The following is a 16,473-nucleotide window of genomic DNA, read 5'->3' on the forward strand; positions in this document are numbered from 1 at the left end:
CCTTGTAAAAGGTTCAGGGAACTTGGGCTTCTTATTGGAGTTTTTTATCCAGCTCTAGAATCGTATGAAGCAAAACATTTGCTCCATTTTCGATATCCTCTTTGCTGGAGAATTCTTGCGGTGAATGGCTAATACCATCTTTGCTGGGGATAAAAATCATACCCATCGGAGCAATTTTTGCCATTTCCTGAGCATCATGTCCAGCTCCACTGGGAAGACTTAATGTAGATAATCCGAGTATTTTAGCCTTTTCCTGAATGATCTGTCGAATCTTGGGGTCAGCCAGAGCCGGGTCTGAGGCAACTTCAATATGATTGATCGAAACTGAGGTATTAAATTCCTTCGAAATGGTCTTTGCTTTTTCTTCGAGTTGGTCATAGATGGACCAAATTTTTTCCGAAGAGAGGTCTCGAATTTCCAGGTTTAAGGTAACCTCAGACGGGATGACATTTCCTGCACCTGGCTTGGCCTCGATCTTTCCTACTGTACCTACCTGTCTTCCCGGGATTGATCGAACTGTTTCATTCACAGCAAGGATAAACTTAGCAGCTGGAAGCATAGGGTCTTGACGAAGATCCATCGGTGTAGTCCCTGCATGGTTGGCAAATCCTTTAAAGGTGAACTCCCACCACTGAATCGCTACTATTCCTTCCACCACTCCGATATCTATTTTTTCTTTGAATAGGTTGGCCCCTTGCTCTATATGTAGCTCTAGAAATGCGGCTAGGTCTCCAGGTTTTCTTTTTAATTCAGGAATTCTATCCGGATTCCCTCCTAATTTTTTGATTCCTTCATAGTGAGTGATTCCCGCATTACTGACCACGTGAAGAGCCTCTTTACTTAAACTGCCAACCAAAGCGCGACTTCCTATCACTCCTCCTTCTTCATTGGCGAAAATAATCACTTCAAGTGGGTGATTAGTTACAATCTTATTTTCGGTGAGAGATTGAACGACTTCAATGGCACTCAGTGTACCAACAGGCCCGTCATAGTCCCCACCATTTGGGACTTCATCGATATGAGAACCGAAGGCTATGGGTTTTAATTTGGGGTTCTTTCCAGCCTTCTTTCCGATGATATTCCCTGCAAAGTCAATGCTTACCTCCAAACTGGCTTTTTTCATCAAATCAATGACATAAGCCCTTCCTTTTACATCGTAATCAGAATAAGCGACCCGGTCGGAACCTCCAAATTCATTTTTGCCAAAAGTAGCTAGCTGCATTAGCGTAGAATCGAGTCGGTTTGAATTGACTCGAATATCTTGGCCAAAGATGGGGTTGAAAACTAAGGTAAAAATGATAGAAAGGGTGGTGAATCTAAGGTTCATAAGTTTATTTCAGTCGTGTCGATGTCATGTGAAATATTTTTCTGAAAATAAAAAAGTCCTTCCCAAAAAAGGAAGGACTCTGGAATTATTTGAGCCAGGCGAGTCGAACTTCATCCGGTGCTTTCATCCGGTCAGCGAGACGCATATATCGATCGGCCAAGTTTGAGAGATAGTCCTGAGCTTTGGCAGCCACATCATTCAATCCTGTCAGCGCTTCCACCTTCCAATGGTCAACTAGGTGCTGAATAATTCGGGCATAGTCCCAACCTGTGTAGATTCCTACTTTTTGGGTGATTTCTGAGAAGTCTTTGTACAAAGATGGTCTACTACCACCTTCTCCCATCAATACAGCAGGCATCACGATTTGCTTTCGCATCATTTTTTCAAATGCGACAATTGCTCCGCTTGGATCAATTTCGAAGATTTTGTTCATGAAAGTCTTATAAGCCTTTTCATGTCTTGCTTCATCACCAGCGATGGTTTTACAGATTCTTGAAAGCACATGATCTCCAGCCTTATCTGCCAATTTACCGGTATTGACGTGGGATATTTTTGTAGCTCTCTCCTGAAAAGAAGTATATATCATGGCCTGATATGGATCGGATTCGGACTTAGGATCAAACCCATTTGCTAAGAGTCTGTGAATGGTTCGTTCTACCGCGCCCATATCTACTCTTCCTGTGAGGTAAAGATATTTGTTGAGCAGGTCTCCATGACGATTCTCTTCGGCAGTCCAGGATTTGGACCAACGAACCCAACCTGATGGCGAAAGCAAAGATCGCTCATCGTTTATACCTTCCAAAAGGTTAAAGTATGTCTGGTAGGAAGGCAAGGCTTCCTCTGTAATCATATTTCCAACTAAAGAAGTCAATACAGTATCTGGGATGCCCTCTGCTCTTTTTTGAAGCAATTTTACCTCTTCGAAGACTTCTGGGTTTTGAAAATCGGGTAGGAAATCTGAAGGTTGCCAGCACTTATCAGGATCTACCAGGATATTGTCTACGGCGTCCCCCACGATATCGTCCAACTGGGAGATAACCTCCATGTTCTTTTCCAGCTCGTAATTGATGTTTTCTGATTTTTTCATTTCCTAATAGGTTCTGAATTGATTTATATCAAAAATAAAGGTACGGACAATTTCCTCAGGAATTAAATTTATTGAAGTAAAGGACAAATTTCAGGCTGAATGGCTGCGGATAGATTCAAGCAAAATGATGTTTTCTTAGAGCTAGGTCTATCGATTCATATTTCAATTTTGAGAAGTGTTTTTCAGCATTTCATTATTTTAGAAAAAAAACCACGATATGTTAAAAATTTTGGTTGTTGGTAGTAGTAATACTGACCTGGTTCTTCGCTCTACAAAACTTCCTAAGCCAGGTGAGACTGTCACCGGGGGTGAATTTTTTCAATTTCAAGGAGGAAAAGGAGCCAATCAGGCTGTGGCTGCCGCAAAACTTGGTGGACAGGTGTCCTTTTTGGCTAAAATAGGTGATGATGCCTTTGGTAAGCAAGCATTGGCCGAATATCAAACCTACGGATTAGATACCAAGCACGTATTTATCGATTCAACTGCTGCTACCGGAGTGGCACTTATTCTAGTGGATGAAAATGGTGAAAATTCTATCTCAGTTGCATCCGGTGCGAATGCGAATTTACTGCCAGAAGATATCTTGTCAGCGGAGGAGTTAATTCGGTCTTCTGACTTGATTTTAGCCCAATTGGAAACACCACTAAGCACCATTGAGGTGCTTTCAGATCTGGCTTTCAGGCATCAAAAAAAGATGATTCTCAATCCTGCACCGGTGACGGATTTACCTCAAAAACTACTTCAAAAGCTCTATTTCATCACGCCCAATGAGCATGAAGCTAGTTATCTGACGGGTGAAAAAGTTGATTCAATAGACACAGCAAAGCGTGCAGCCGAAATTCTAACTGGCCAAGGAGTAAAAAATGTATTGATTACCCTCGGTGCTCTGGGGTCCTATTATTTGGGAGAAAAAGGGCAGTTTCATACGCCTGCTCCTGTAGTAAAAGCCATCGATACCACTGCTGCCGGGGACACATTTAATGGCGCCTTTGTGGTGGCTCTGGCTGAAGGAAGAGCTTTTGATGAGGCTATTAAGTTTGCCTCTCAGGCCGCAGCTATCTCAGTGACCCGGATGGGGGCGCAGGTCTCGCAACCTTTCCGAAAAGAAGTTTCAATTTAAAAATCTAAATCCCAAGCTATGTTTTTTCCCGAATCCTATTTACTGGCAGTATTCTTTTGCTTTATCACCATGCTTTGCTGGGGCTCCTGGGCCAACACCCAGAAACTTGCGTCTAAATCATGGTCCTTTCCGCTGTTTTATTGGGATTATGCGATAGGAATCGTATTAGCCTCACTCATTTTAGGACTGACTATGGGATCAATGGGCTCGGAGGGAAGACCGTTTTTTGAAGACTTATCTCAGGCGAGCTCAAGTTCCATAGGCTCAGCGATTTTGGGCGGTATTATATTCAATCTTGCAAATCTCCTCGTCGTTGCCGCAATTGACATTGCAGGAATGGCTGTAGCCTTTCCCGTGGGAATTGGGATTGCTCTGGTTTTGGGAGTGTTGATCAATTACTTGGCAGATCCGCTAGGTAATCCCGTGCTCCTATTCATTGGCGTATTTCTGGTGGTTTTGGCGATAATTTTGGATGCCTTGGCCTATCGTCAGGTGACGGCAAGCCAAAATAAGACTCCGATCAAAGGCATCTTGCTGGCTTTGACAGGTGGGGTTTTGATGGGATTTTTCTATCGCTTTGTAGCAGCATCCATTTCTACAGACTTTAGCAATCCTGCTGAAGGCTCAATGACTCCTTATTCGGCGGTATTTATCTTCTCCTTGGGTGTTTTGGGCTCCAATTTTCTCTGGAATTCATTTTTCATGTATAAACCTATCCAAGGAAAGCCCGTCTCTTATTTGGATTACTTTCGCTTAGGTAATTTAAAGCTTCATAGCATTGGATGGCTTGGCGGGCTCATTTGGTGTCTAGGGATGGTATTGAATGTGATTTCCGGGGAAAAAGCAGGCTTTGCCATATCCTATGGACTAGGTCAAGGTGCTACCATGGTGGCAGCTGCATGGGGAGTTTTTATTTGGAAAGAATTCAAAGATGCTCCCAAAAGTACCATCCCCCAATTGATCATGATGTTTGTGTTTTTCCTCATGGGTTTGGGCTTGATTATTCTCAGTCGCTTGATTTAACCCGAAATATGCATTAGACTTCCTACGCCACGGCGCACAGGTATTACGAGCCCATCCGCCGCGGCGGACAAAATCAATCGCTTTGCTGCATTTAGCTCAATCACCTTAGCGGTGCTATGCCTCATTCTCCGCCTCAGGCGGATTGATTTTATTGCGGTTTGATCTCTTCCCGATATTAATCGGGACAGGCTACTACAGACTCTAATGGATAATCCGGGTTTAAAAAAAATCGGATCAATTGATAAGACAAGCCTATCAATTGATCCGATCTGATTTGGATCAAAATTGGTTTGATCAATAATCTAATTTGTATGCGACCACCTTATTTTTGAAGAAGGTAGGGACATAAACCACCATTTCGGAAGGATTGTATCCAATGTCAGCTGTATTGGATTCTTCAGCTTTGGTATCTAGCATTTTGGTTTGATCTTCGGCAGAAGCAAACCATATTTCTCCTTGCCATCTGGACGCTACGAAGTTGCCATCACCTAAAATCACCAATCCATCACCACCGGTTACAGCCGAATTGACGATTTCGACTGATCCATCAGCATTCCACTTTTTCAGACCTGATGCATCCAGCCCATAAATTGTACCATCAGCACTTACAGCTATACCATTGATTGAATCATGTCCTTCGGAAATTGTGCTGATCTCCCCATTCTGATAGCTATGGACTTTGCCAGTATTCATATCCGTGAAATACACAACGCCATTGTGGGAGGCTACATCATTAAGGAATTCAGCTCCTTCGACGGTCCATTTATTGGTGATTTCTCCTGATTCCAAATTGATTTCTACCAATTCATCGATATCTGTTACATACAGATTTCCATTGGCAATGGCCATTCCTTTTGGAGCATTCAATCCACTAACCCAAGTTTGCTCTACAATACTTCCATCCGTGCCAAGGATTGAGATGGTGCCATTTCCATCTTTTTCTTGTGGGTTTTGTCCAAAAATATTTGATGTGTAGATCTTCCCTGAAGCCTCATCAAAAAGAACTGACTCTACAGTTTCTAGGGATGCTTCGGTTTCCCAAAGCATCGTTAAGCTTGGTGTTTTTGCCTCTTCTTCTACCATCACTTCTTCCGTTTCGGTAGTTTTTTGTGGGGAGCATTGAGCGAAAAGCATGGTTGCTCCGATTCCATAAATTGCTGTTTTTAAATAAGTTTTCATGGTTAGTTGTTTTTAATTAAAGTCCAGTTATTCAGATTAAAGTTTGATGGTGCAGATGCTTCCAGGCGCTTTTGTATTTTGTCCAAATACATGGTGTTGTATCGCAATCTGGTGATATAATTGGGCAAATCCGGATCTCCATTCCAGCAGTGCTCGGCGCGATCACCATAAGCAACTTCACCTCCAAAGTAAGGGTTTTCGGTATTCTCCAGAAAATCCTCTGTTAAGTACACGGCGTTGTTTAAGTAGTAATTGTCCATATCTCCGCAGTAAATATGCACCTTGCCTTCGAGTTTGGGACCTAAAGTACTCCAGTCCCGCTCCATGATATGGCGAAGATCGTAATTTTCCTTCCAATATTCGGCCACCTCTGGATCGATATCACCTGAGTATCTATCCCAAATTGGCTTTGGATACCCATCTTCTCCAACGGGGGAAAAAACTGCCTGCCAGATGTCAAATTGATCGCCAGAACGGCTCTTCGTTCCGCCTAGGGCCAATTCCCGGTGATTCATGTCTATAAGCATAGCATCTACATGGCCCAGATAGTTCCGATGACCGGGGCGAAGCGTATTTCTGAAATGTCCATCTTGGTAATAGGCATTTTCATCCTCATAGATATTTACAGAGGTGTAGGCCCTAAAATCAATCGGATCAGGACAAGCCGCAAAACAGCCATTGTATTCGTCTGGATATTTTACCTGAACAGCCAGTGCTTCCCATCCTCCCGTAGATCCACCGTAAAGAAATCTTGCCCAACCTTCTCCGATACCTCTGAATTGCTCCTCGATATGTGGAATTAATTCGTAGGTGATGGCATCACCATAAGGCCCCAGATTTTCGGAGTTTACAGCATAGCTGTCGTCATAATAGGGATTTGCATGTTGGATCTCTATCACTATGTAGCGTTTGAAACCCGGGGAAATCCATTGCTGATAGAAATCATAAGCTTCCTGTTGCTGCATTTTTTCATAGCCATAGATCCCAAATCGTGCACTGTAATCATCCTCTCCCAGCTCTGGGTCAGGTGGAATCGTACGAAAGCCACCAAAATCTGAAGGAAAATGTCCATGAAATACCATCAAGGGATAGTAATGATTGGGGTTTTCATCAAAGCCCTCCGGAAGTAATACGTGTGCCCCCAGATACATATCCCTTCCCCAAAACTCAGAGAGCAATTCGCTTTTGATTTTGATGTGCTTGATGTACTCGGTGTCCTCTGGTTCGCTGACAGGGGGAATGATTTGATCGATGACCAATTCTAGGCTGGAATTGCCGTTCCAATTGATTTTTTTGGGTGTGGAATAAATGTTTTTTGGGGCTCGTGCCCATTGTCTTCCTTCTCCCTGATCCATGGGTAATTTGACAGTGTGGCCGTCTGATCTGACGAAGGTTTCATGCTTTTGAATAAAGGCCTGAACGGTGTATTCTCCCTCCGGTATCTCTGAAAGCGATTCGATTGGATACCCAAAACTCTCCGTGTCAAAGTTTATACTTTCACCTGACTGATAATTTTCAAAATCCATCCCAAAAACCTGATTGGTTCTGACATTATCGCTGATACCAAATCGAGGCTCGGCATCATGATTGGTAGAAAAAATCAACAAAAGACGTCCGTCTTTCACGTCCTCCTGAAGCTCTGAGGCAATGGAGACTGATATGTTTGAATTACTGGGTGATTGGCAGGAGGCTAGAAGGAAAATGCCCAAAATCACCAAGAGAAGATTTTTCATAGACGCTGCATTTAATGTGATGGAATTTACGCAAAATCAATTGTTTATTTGGCGAAGGGATAAAATTTAAACCATCAATAGACATTTCTTCGGTGTAATCCACCATTTGTGGATATTTTGGCTAGTTGTGTCAGAAAGCTAGTATCTTACCATCATAGAAAAACCACGTTATGAACAAATATTTAAGCCTTATTGCCGCAGCAGGACTTCTATTCTCCTGCGAGCCAAAAAATTCCGAAATAGACTACACGCAACTTTCTGATGCTGAACGCCTGGAACTGGCGCAGGAGATTGCCCAATCCACTATCATGGTGGATGGCCATGTGGATCTTCCCTATCGAATGAAAGTGGGAGGTTTTACCCTTCAGCGAGAAATTTTGGACGTATCTGTTCGAACTCCTGATGGAAATTTTGACTATCCTCGCTCCAAGGAGGGCGGTTTGGATGCCCCATTCATGTCAATTTATATTCCGGCAGGAAATCAGGCTATTCCGGGAGCTTCCAAAGCGCTGGCTGATTCCTTGATTTTGATGACGGAGCGTTTGGCAAATACTTTTCCGGATAAGTTTGCCATGGCCTATAGCCCGGCTGATGTAGAGGCTAATTTTGAAAAAGGACTGATCTCTCTGCCTATGGGGATGGAAAATGGTTCAGGCCTTGAAGATGACTTGGCTAATGTGGAATACTTTCACAAAAGAGGAATTCGCTACATCACTTTGACTCATGGGAAGGATAATCTGATCGGTGATGCCAGCTATGATACTACCGGGACTCATGGAGGCTTGAGTGAATATGGAGAGAAGGTAGTTGCTGAAATGAACCGTGTGGGAATTATGGTGGACTTGAGTCATGTGTCGGACAATACCTTCCGGGATGCATTGGCGATTACAAAAGTGCCAGTAATTGCTTCCCATTCTTCAGCTAGAAAATTCACTCCCGGTTTTGAGCGGAACATGAGTGATGAGTTGATCACGGCCATGGCAGAAAATGGAGGAGTGATGATGATCAATTTTGGAGGAACATTCATTGATTCTGCCTATGCCGCAGGTTCGTCCAAGGTTCGGGAGCACTTAGTGAATTACATGGTGGACAATGGTCTCAGTCGAAGCGATTCGGCATTTAGAGCTTATGCGGCAGAATATTCTGCAGCCAATAACCCATTCCCAACCGTACAGCGGGTGGCCGACCATATTGATCATGTGGTGAGTTTAGTAGGGATCGATCATGTAGGCTTTGGGTCGGATTTTGATGGGGTAGGGGATTCTTTACCTACTGGCTTGAAAGATGTTTCCATGTTCCCCAATCTAATTGCTGAACTTTTGAAAAGAGGGTATTCCAAAGAGGATATTGAAAAGATTTGCTATAAAAATATTTTCCGAGTTTGGAAGGCTGTGGAGGATTATGCGGCTAGTCAGAGATAATATTAAAAAAGTATCTAAAAATGGACCCAGTTGACTTTCGGCAGGGTCTATTTTTTTAGAACTTCTAGGAGTTGGGAAGGATCAAAAACTGGCAGGTTTGATCCTTTAAAATCTTTGAGATTTCTTGTTAATATAGCTTCATACCCATATTCCAAGGCAGTGAAATATTGAAGTGCGTCTTCAAAATCACGGAAGTCTGTAATATTTAGACTTAGATCGATGAATTTTTCATTAAGAGGGTGTACTTGAAGAAGAAGTTTGAATTTCCTTATCAGCTCTTTGGTAGATTCAGGTGTCAAATTTTTTAAGAGATGATAATGGGTGTTGGCTATGGATAAGGCTGAAACTCCCAAGCTTATTTTTCCTTTTTCTGCTAAGGAAAATATGACCCCTGCTTTGATGTCAAAAGGTTTTCTTTGGGTCAAAAAGTCGATCAAAATATTGGTGTCAACAAAGATTTTTTTCATTGATACTTTTTTTCTAGATAATCTCTGTACTCTTTTTTGTAGTCGTAGTCTTCAGGAAGAGGTCCTGCCGCCCCCATCAAGCTTTTGACTAGTGGGCTAATTTGACTTTGGTCGAACTCTTCTTCCTCTTTTGGTTGAGAAATGCCATCCAAATAAGTTTCTATCAACTTTGATAAGCTGGTTTTTCGCTCTGAAGCATATTTTTTTGCCCTTTCGATTACATCAGTACTGAGACGAATAGTGAGTTTGCTGTCCATGATTTAGAAAATTTATTTGACGTACAAATTTATAATTTTTATACGACAATCTATCACTTCCGTAAGATTTTTGGAAAGAAGGAATACCTGTCATTTTTTCTACTTTTTTTCTTAAAAGCTTTCTTTTTCAGCCATTTTGTCCGAAAAATGTAATTGGATTTTGATTTGCTAATAGGTGATTGTAATCAAAAAGAAAGCAACTAAACCACTATCAATACATGGATTTTAAGCAATTCACCATCAAATCTCAGGAGGCGATTCAGAAGGCCGTTGAGTTGGCGATGAGCATGGGGCAACCCACCATCGAGCCTGCACACCTGCTGAAAGGAATCTTCTCAGAGGACGAGAATGTCACCGATTTTGTCTTAAAGAAACTCGGTACCAATAAGCAACAACTAACCCAAAAGCTGGAAGAGCAGTTGGGTAAACTCCCCAAAGTCAGCGGTGCTAATCAGCAGCCTTATTTATCCGGTGCTGCCAATCAGGCTTTGACCAAAGCCAAAGATTATCTCAATATTTTCGGGGATGAATACGTCGCTATTGAGCATTTGCTCTTGGGGATTTTGGCGGGAAGCGATGCAACCGCACAACTACTGAAAGATCAGGGTATTGCTGAAAAGCCACTGATCGAAGCTATCAAGGAACTAAGAAAAGGAAATAAAGTGACTGATCCCAACGCAGAAAGCAAGTACAGGGCTTTGGAAAAGTATTCCAAAAACCTGAACGAATTGGCCAAAAAGGGTAAAATCGACCCAGTAATTGGCCGTGATGAAGAAATCAGGCGAGTGCTGCAGATTTTGGCCCGACGAACCAAAAACAACCCCATCCTACTCGGTGAGCCGGGTGTGGGTAAGACGGCTATTGTCGAAGGACTCGCGCAGCGAATCGTCTCCGGTGATGTACCGGAAAATCTGAAAAGTAAAACCTTGATCTCACTGGATATGGGTTTGCTAGTCGCAGGCGCCAAGTACAAGGGAGAATTTGAGGAGCGACTTAAGGCCGTGATCAAAGAGGTGACAGACTCGGATGGGGAGATTATTCTCTTTATCGATGAGATTCACACCTTGATCGGAGCCGGAGGCGGAGGGGAAGGAGCTATGGATGCTGCCAACTTGCTCAAGCCAGCTTTGGCTCGTGGCGAACTCCATGCTATCGGAGCCACTACCTTGAAGGAGTATCAAAAATACATTGAGAAGGATAAAGCACTGGAGCGTCGATTCCAGGCTGTGATCGTAGATGAACCGGATGCAGCCGATGCTATTTCCATCCTTCGAGGAATCAAGGATAAGTACGAGCTTCACCATGGTGTACGGATCAAGGATGATGCTGTCATTGCTGCGGTGGAATTGTCGCAACGCTATATTTCTGATCGATTTTTGCCCGATAAGGCTATCGATTTGATGGATGAGGCTGCCGCCAAACTTCGAATGGAAATTGACTCCTTGCCTCAGGAATTGGATGAGCTGAATCGTCGAATCATGCAATTGGAAATCGAGCGCGAGGCAATCCGAAGAGAAAAGAACAAGGATAAAGAGGCTATTTTGAGCAAAGAAATCGCTGAGCTTTCCGAGAAGCGGCAGTCTGTAAAGGCCAAGTGGGAAAGCGAGAAAGCGGTAATCATGGGTATTCAGCGTGAAAAAGAGAATATCGATAAGTTCAAGCTGGAAGCAGAGCAAGCCGAGCGGGCTGGAGATTTTGGAAAAGTTGCCGAAATCCGATACGGTAAAATTGGAGAAGCCGAGAAAAAGCTTGAATCCTTCAAAACCCAATTAGCCGAAATGCAGGCAGGGTCTCCACTTTTGAAAGAGGAGGTTGATCAGGAAGATATTGCCTCAGTCGTTTCCAAATGGACCGGAATACCGGTTTCAAAGATGATCCAATCAGAGCGGGAGAAATTACTGCATTTGGAGGATGAATTGGGCAGACGAGTGGCAGGTCAGAAAGAAGCAATTGCAGCGCTTTCCGATGCCGTACGTAGAAGTCGAGCAGGTTTGCAAGACCCGAAGCGTCCGATTGGTAGCTTTATCTTTATGGGTACAACCGGCGTGGGTAAAACCGAATTGGCGAAAGCCTTAGCTGAATATCTCTTCAATGATGAGAACGCGATGGTTCGAATCGATATGTCCGAATATCAAGAGCGACATGCCGTGAGCCGATTAGTGGGAGCGCCTCCGGGATACGTGGGCTACGATGAGGGCGGTCAATTGACTGAAGCGGTGAGAAGAAAGCCATACTCAGTAATCTTACTTGACGAGATCGAAAAGGCCCATCCGGATGTCTTCAATATCCTTCTACAAGTATTGGATGATGGGAGATTGACGGACAATAAAGGCCGGATCGCTAATTTCAAGAATACGATCATTATCATGACGACTAATATCGGTTCACATCTTATTCAGGAGCGATTCGCATCCATGGAGGATTGGAATAAGGAAGAGGTTTTGGAAAAAACCAAAGCGGAAGTATTTGACCTGCTCAAAAAGTCCGTACGACCAGAGTTCCTAAACCGAATCGATGAAACGATCATGTTTGAGCCGTTGAACAGGCAGATCATCCGAAAGATCGTCGATATCCAATGGAGAGAAATTCAAAACCGTCTGGCCGAGTCCCATATCGAGATTGAGGCGACCAAGGAGGTATTGGATTTTCTAGGAGAAGTTGGATTTGATCCGCAGTTTGGTGCACGACCGCTGAAGCGAACCATGCAGCGTCTGATCTTGAATGAGCTTTCCAAGCAGATTTTGGCAGGCTACATCAAAAATGACTCGGCTGTTTTGGTAGATTTGGATGCCGATAAGCAGGTTTACTTTAAGAATGTGGATTCTGCTGTAGAGGTGGAATAAGCTAAAATGATAAGGCAATTGATCCCCGAAGTCGAAAGGCTTCGGGTTTTTTTGTTTTTAATACAAAAATTATTTGGATAAAGGCAACCTCAATAGAGGGAATTGCATTTCTAAGAGAAAGGAATGCTAATCAAGTCTGTCTTGGAAGAAAAAATCATCAGTAAAGCGAGGAAAGGAGATCAAAAGGCCCAGCGATACCTATTTGATAGCTATGCTCGACCGATGTTTTTGCTTTGTCTGAGATATGTGAAAGTTCAGGAAGATGCAGAAGATTTGCTGAGCAGTGGGTTTACCAAAGCCTTTGCCAACTTGGACAGTTTTGAATACCGAAGTGAGGCCTCTTTTGAAGTATGGCTCAAGCGGATTTTGATCAATGAATGTCTTATGTTTTTGCGAAAGCAAAATAAAGCACCGCTCATGGTTGAGCCAGATGAATCTTTGATTTCAAATCATGAAGATGTTATTGACATGTTGAGTGCGGATACGCTGTTCGGATTGATTCTCCATCTGCCTGAGGGCTATCGGACAGTATTCAATCTATTTGAAATAGAAGGATATACCCATAAAGAAATCGCAGAGAAGTTGGGTATCACAGAGGGTACATCCAAGTCTCAACTGAGCAAAGCAAAAGCTGCTTTGAAAGAAACTATCATAAAAAAAGGATTGAATTATGCCTCTTGATATAAAAAATATTGATAAGAAAGCTGCTTTGCCGGAAGGTATCGATTTCCGGAAGGAACTGATTTGGGAAAATATTAAAACACAGAAAAAATCCAGATTAAGTATTTTTTGGCCATGGATGGTAGCCGCATTGGTGATTCTTGGTTTTTGCCTTCCTTTCCTAAAAAATTCAAAACCTGTTGAAATCACAGGTCAAGAAATCGATTTAATAGTTAGCAATTCAGTCCATGATTTTCCAGAACTTGAAAATCCAGTTTTGGAGTTTCAAGTTCCAGATTTGATTGAAAAAAGAATTCCTGTGCAGAAAACTGAGGTCAAAGAAATAGAAATAGAGCCAGGAGAGAAGGAAAGGATATCTGATGAAATACCAATTTTCAAAAGCATTGTTGCTGAACCTGTAAAACCGCTCGAAATCGCTACCAACGAGCAGTTGTATAATGACGGGCAAGAAGAGAAGAAATTGAGTCCAGCTGCTATGCGGTTGAAGAGGAGTCTCCAAAAAATGGATAAATCGAAAGCGCCTGATCAAACTTTAATTGTAGAAAAATTTAATCTGCTACAAGAATTGGAGACTTATCCATTGCAAGCATCTACCGGGCAAAAATCAACATCTATTTATAACCAACTGATCAAAGGAAAAAATGAATAATATCAGCATATATTTTTTCGGCTTTTTGTTCTTTTTTGGGGCTCATACATCTGCACAAACTACAGAGAAGAACCCGCCAATGATACCTGAATACAACCTCATACAGACAGGGGAAACTATTAATTATAAATCCTCTCAACGTTCCTATAATGCGGATGATATTGAACTTAGAAGGGTTAATGATACTTTGGGGATTTATTTGGAAGGGCAGAAAAAACTATCAATCATAGCTTTAAATATTGTAGAGCTTGAAAATTTTGCTGGTTTTGAAAAGGATATAGATTCTTTTTTTGAGCTTATCGATCAATTAGGGTTGGACACAGACACTAAACCTTATGAGATTCGCTACAGCCCAAGGTCAAACGAGGTTCGAGTAAAAGATCGAGAAGAGATTCGATTCAAGAGATTTGAGGGAGGCCTTTTACCTGTTTTTCGCCATGAAATTATTTTTACTTATCAAAAGGAAATGCTAGAAGTGAATCTGTATTTAGGTGAAATCGATGAGCTCCTGGTGTTGAAAGATGCCGGTTTTTCGGAGATAATCAAGAAAGAAGCACTAGAAAACGACTGGTTCAAAAAGTATGAAAAAAGAACATTTAATAAGGATATCACTATAGACGAATCTGGTGATATTGGAATTGTCACCTATGGTAATTTCGAAGCCAACGGAGCTACAATTGGGTTTGATATAAGTATGGGGGCTAGTTTGCTGGGGAATGAGTTTCCTTTCAGAGAGGAGGTTTCTTTGGTGTTCAAAACCAATAAATTCAATAAATGGACACAAGTTGGCCATGGAGTATTTATTGGAGCCGAATTTTACCAGTTTTTCAGTCGAAATCAAGAAAATAAAGTTCAATTGGATAACTCTTCATTTATTAATGTTGGCTGGCTTTTCGGGGTCAAAGATACACCTGTAAGTATTTTTTATGGAAGGTTTGTTGGTGATGATACGGGTTCATTTTTTGAGTTTAATAAAAATAAGTTCGGTTTGGATGTACTTGTAAAATCTTCATTCAGGATCAAGTATGAGGTTTTTGTAGGCTCCAATGATAGCGACTGGATAAACTCAATAGGAATCAGTTTTCCTTTAATTCCAGGGAGATAATTTAAGGATTTAGGTCTTTTTTTTTTCTAAATAATTTCTACTTCGGTTGCAGAGTTCAAGGGTAAGGAGTCGCATAGATTAAGCCTTGAAAATTCTGGATTTGAAGCCTTTTCATTTTCAATGATGGATCCGGTTTTGGTGGTAGAGTTAATCAATTCTAAATCACTTTTTAATACAGGTTTTGAAAGTAGATTGGGGTTCTTTTTATCCCCCAATCCAATCCAAATAATTTCCCGAATGAATCACTTCAAAGTGCGCTTGAGGATAGGCTTTTGACCAAGCAGTAGGGGCTTTTGGAGTTTTATTTAGGGAGTATTTGAATTCGTAGCTTCGTAATTGATCACCTTCTTCTTCCACCCAATCCAATTCTTGCTGATCGTAAGTTCTCCAGAAGTAATTATTGCAGCGCATTTGAGTATAGCTCTGGAATTTCAGGCGCTCAGCTGCCAAATAGTTTTCCCATAATTCTCCCACATCCATTCTTAGATTCAGACGATTGAAGTTCTGAATCAAGGCATTTCGTACGCCATTGTCATAAAAGTACCAACGGCTGTTTTTGACGATTTCTTTTCTCAAATTTTTGCTGAATCCGCCTATTCGGTATACCACAAAAACTTTGGATAGCATATCCAAGTATCGTTCTACCGTATTTTTGGACATGCTGAGTTGACGGCCCAGCTCTTCTAGTGAGACTTCTTTCCCCACTTGAAAGGCGATAAGTCTCAGCAAGGAATAAAGCTTCTCTGAGTTTCTGATTCCGTCCACCATCAAAATGTCCTTCAGTAGATAATCATTCATGATTTGGTAGAGATAATCCTCTTTATCTTTCCAGTCCGGATATTGGTTTAACTCAGGATAGCCTCCAAAAATTAGTCGCTCTTCACGCTTTTCCAACGTGGTCTTATAATCTTCCCGCTCTTTGAATTCCATTTGAGCTAAAGGAAAAAGGTAAAGGGTGTTTTTCCGTCCGACCAGTGGCTCACCCACTTGCTGATGAAGATCAAAAGCTGAAGATCCCGTAGCGATCACATGAATTCCTTCGATGGTATCTACGATTAGCTTTAGAGTCATCCCAATATCAGGTATATGCTGCGCCTCGTCGATGACAAGCAGTTTTTTACCTGCCAGCAATCGGGTATAATTTGAGACAGACCTTTCCTGAACCAATGCCGCGTCTGAGACGTCATCGCCGTTTAGGGTGAGTGTTTCTTCTGATTTCCATTGGGAAATAAAGTCTCGGATAAAGGCAGTCTTTCCCACTCTTCTTGGGCCGATCAGCATCAGCACCTTGTTGGGTCTTAGCTTTTTTTCAAAAACTTCCTGAATCGCTCTTGGATAAATTACCATTAAATATCTTATATCACTGAATATCAGTCTAAAATTGACTCATTCATTCAATAAATCCAAATTAAGTTGACGTAATTTATGTTAATTCCGTCAGTTATTTGACGCAATTAATGTTAATTCCGTCAGTCAGTTGACCTAATTCATGTAAATTCCGTCAGTTGTTTGCTTTTGAGAAAGCTAATTTTAGCTTTCTACTCTGATTTTTCTTAGCCTTTTGTAACTTACTGCTTACCA

Annotated in this window: 15 protein-coding genes; 7 read left to right on the forward strand and 8 right to left on the reverse strand. The window is 42.0% G+C overall.

Features of this window, described 5'->3' with window-relative positions:
* Nucleotides 1-31: 31 nt before the first annotated feature.
* Both G457_RS0119140 and G457_RS0119145 read right to left on the reverse strand, forming a co-directional pair.
* Nucleotides 32-1,327: a Zn-dependent hydrolase gene (locus G457_RS0119140; RefSeq protein WP_026947891.1), complete on the reverse strand. Its 1,296-nt coding sequence runs from the start codon at nt 1,325-1,327 to the stop codon at nt 32-34.
* A gap of 85 nt (nt 1,328-1,412) precedes the next feature.
* Nucleotides 1,413-2,414 carry an acyl-ACP desaturase gene (locus G457_RS0119145; protein ID WP_026947892.1) on the reverse strand — a complete coding sequence of 334 codons (1,002 nt, stop codon included), beginning with the start codon at nt 2,412-2,414 and terminating at the stop codon, nt 1,413-1,415.
* Between the two features lie 217 nt (nt 2,415-2,631).
* Here G457_RS0119145 and rbsK point away from each other — a divergent pair, with 217 nt between their 5' ends.
* Nucleotides 2,632-3,534: a ribokinase gene (gene rbsK / locus G457_RS0119155; protein ID WP_026947893.1), complete on the forward strand. Its 903-nt coding sequence runs from the start codon at nt 2,632-2,634 to the stop codon at nt 3,532-3,534.
* An 18-nt stretch (nt 3,535-3,552) separates the two neighbouring features.
* Nucleotides 3,553-4,557 carry a multidrug DMT transporter permease gene (locus G457_RS0119160; protein ID WP_026947894.1) on the forward strand — a complete coding sequence of 335 codons (1,005 nt, stop codon included), beginning with the start codon at nt 3,553-3,555 and terminating at the stop codon, nt 4,555-4,557.
* On the opposite strand, the gene G457_RS23115 is transcribed toward G457_RS0119160, so the two are convergent.
* The 3 genes from G457_RS23115 to G457_RS0119175 all read right to left on the reverse strand — a co-directional run bounded on the left by G457_RS23115 (nt 4,554) and on the right by G457_RS0119175 (nt 7,469).
* Nucleotides 4,554-4,682 carry a hypothetical protein gene (locus tag G457_RS23115; RefSeq protein WP_282705558.1) on the reverse strand — a complete coding sequence of 43 codons (129 nt, stop codon included), beginning with the start codon at nt 4,680-4,682 and terminating at the stop codon, nt 4,554-4,556. The two genes, G457_RS0119160 and G457_RS23115, sit on opposite strands and share 4 nt — an antisense overlap.
* Before the next feature lie 169 nt (nt 4,683-4,851).
* Nucleotides 4,852-5,736 carry an SMP-30/gluconolactonase/LRE family protein gene (locus G457_RS0119170; RefSeq protein WP_026947895.1) on the reverse strand — a complete coding sequence of 295 codons (885 nt, stop codon included), beginning with the start codon at nt 5,734-5,736 and terminating at the stop codon, nt 4,852-4,854.
* Between the two features lie 2 nt (nt 5,737-5,738).
* On the reverse strand, nt 5,739-7,469 hold the full coding sequence (locus G457_RS0119175; protein WP_026947896.1) for an alpha/beta hydrolase-fold protein: 1,731 nt from the start codon (nt 7,467-7,469) through the stop codon (nt 5,739-5,741).
* 170 nt (nt 7,470-7,639) lie between these two features.
* On the opposite strand from G457_RS0119175, the gene G457_RS0119180 reads away from it, so the two are divergent.
* On the forward strand, nt 7,640-8,890 hold the full coding sequence (locus G457_RS0119180) for a dipeptidase (RefSeq protein WP_026947897.1): 1,251 nt from the start codon (nt 7,640-7,642) through the stop codon (nt 8,888-8,890).
* 47 nt (nt 8,891-8,937) lie between these two features.
* Here the strand turns inward: G457_RS0119180 and G457_RS0119185 are convergent, their stop codons facing one another.
* Nucleotides 8,938-9,357, reverse strand: a complete 420-nt coding sequence (locus tag G457_RS0119185) for a type II toxin-antitoxin system VapC family toxin (RefSeq protein WP_026947898.1) — start codon at nt 9,355-9,357, stop codon at nt 8,938-8,940.
* Complete coding sequence (locus G457_RS0119190) at nt 9,354-9,614, reverse strand: DUF6364 family protein (RefSeq protein ID WP_026947899.1); 261 nt, start codon at nt 9,612-9,614, stop codon at nt 9,354-9,356. The genes G457_RS0119185 and G457_RS0119190 overlap by 4 nt, the downstream gene beginning before the upstream one ends.
* 218 nt (nt 9,615-9,832) lie before the next feature.
* On the opposite strand from G457_RS0119190, the gene clpB reads away from it, so the two are divergent.
* The 4 genes from clpB to G457_RS0119210 all read left to right on the forward strand — a co-directional run bounded on the left by clpB (nt 9,833) and on the right by G457_RS0119210 (nt 14,892).
* A complete protein-coding gene (gene clpB, locus G457_RS0119195) occupies nt 9,833-12,457 on the forward strand; it encodes an ATP-dependent chaperone ClpB (protein ID WP_026947900.1) in 2,625 nt (874 codons plus the stop codon).
* 123 nt (nt 12,458-12,580) lie between these two features.
* A complete protein-coding gene (locus tag G457_RS0119200; RefSeq protein ID WP_026947901.1) occupies nt 12,581-13,138 on the forward strand; it encodes an RNA polymerase sigma factor in 558 nt (185 codons plus the stop codon).
* Nucleotides 13,128-13,787: a hypothetical protein gene (locus G457_RS0119205; protein WP_026947902.1), complete on the forward strand. Its 660-nt coding sequence runs from the start codon at nt 13,128-13,130 to the stop codon at nt 13,785-13,787. The genes G457_RS0119200 and G457_RS0119205 overlap by 11 nt, the downstream gene beginning before the upstream one ends.
* Nucleotides 13,780-14,892 carry a hypothetical protein gene (locus G457_RS0119210; RefSeq protein ID WP_026947903.1) on the forward strand — a complete coding sequence of 371 codons (1,113 nt, stop codon included), beginning with the start codon at nt 13,780-13,782 and terminating at the stop codon, nt 14,890-14,892. The genes G457_RS0119205 and G457_RS0119210 overlap by 8 nt, the downstream gene beginning before the upstream one ends.
* Before the next feature lie 204 nt (nt 14,893-15,096).
* Here G457_RS0119210 and G457_RS0119220 read toward each other — a convergent pair whose 3' ends face one another.
* Complete coding sequence (locus tag G457_RS0119220) at nt 15,097-16,239, reverse strand: ATP-binding protein (RefSeq protein ID WP_026947905.1); 1,143 nt, start codon at nt 16,237-16,239, stop codon at nt 15,097-15,099.
* Nucleotides 16,240-16,473 lie beyond the last annotated feature (234 nt).

The organism is Algoriphagus marincola DSM 16067, assembly GCF_000429405.1.
GTDB classification, from domain to species: Bacteria; Bacteroidota; Bacteroidia; order Cytophagales; family Cyclobacteriaceae; genus Algoriphagus; species Algoriphagus marincola.

Excerpts from the sequence above, each read along its gene's own strand:
- G457_RS0119140 (WP_026947891.1), bottom strand. The coding sequence starts at position 1,327 with ATGAACCTTAGATTCACCACCCTTTCTATCATTTTTACCTTAGTTTTC.
- G457_RS0119145 (WP_026947892.1), bottom strand. The coding sequence starts at position 2,414 with ATGAAAAAATCAGAAAACATCAATTACGAGCTGGAAAAGAACATGGAG.
- rbsK (WP_026947893.1), top strand. The coding sequence starts at position 2,632 with ATGTTAAAAATTTTGGTTGTTGGTAGTAGTAATACTGACCTGGTTCTT.
- G457_RS0119160 (WP_026947894.1), top strand. The coding sequence starts at position 3,553 with ATGTTTTTTCCCGAATCCTATTTACTGGCAGTATTCTTTTGCTTTATC.
- G457_RS23115 (WP_282705558.1), bottom strand. The coding sequence starts at position 4,682 with ATGAGGCATAGCACCGCTAAGGTGATTGAGCTAAATGCAGCAAAGCGA.
- G457_RS0119170 (WP_026947895.1), bottom strand. The coding sequence starts at position 5,736 with ATGAAAACTTATTTAAAAACAGCAATTTATGGAATCGGAGCAACCATG.
- G457_RS0119175 (WP_026947896.1), bottom strand. The coding sequence starts at position 7,469 with ATGAAAAATCTTCTCTTGGTGATTTTGGGCATTTTCCTTCTAGCCTCC.
- G457_RS0119180 (WP_026947897.1), top strand. The coding sequence starts at position 7,640 with ATGAACAAATATTTAAGCCTTATTGCCGCAGCAGGACTTCTATTCTCC.
- G457_RS0119185 (WP_026947898.1), bottom strand. The coding sequence starts at position 9,357 with ATGAAAAAAATCTTTGTTGACACCAATATTTTGATCGACTTTTTGACC.
- G457_RS0119190 (WP_026947899.1), bottom strand. The coding sequence starts at position 9,614 with ATGGACAGCAAACTCACTATTCGTCTCAGTACTGATGTAATCGAAAGG.
- clpB (WP_026947900.1), top strand. The coding sequence starts at position 9,833 with ATGGATTTTAAGCAATTCACCATCAAATCTCAGGAGGCGATTCAGAAG.
- G457_RS0119200 (WP_026947901.1), top strand. The coding sequence starts at position 12,581 with ATGCTAATCAAGTCTGTCTTGGAAGAAAAAATCATCAGTAAAGCGAGG.
- G457_RS0119205 (WP_026947902.1), top strand. The coding sequence starts at position 13,128 with ATGCCTCTTGATATAAAAAATATTGATAAGAAAGCTGCTTTGCCGGAA.
- G457_RS0119210 (WP_026947903.1), top strand. The coding sequence starts at position 13,780 with ATGAATAATATCAGCATATATTTTTTCGGCTTTTTGTTCTTTTTTGGG.
- G457_RS0119220 (WP_026947905.1), bottom strand. The coding sequence starts at position 16,239 with ATGGTAATTTATCCAAGAGCGATTCAGGAAGTTTTTGAAAAAAAGCTA.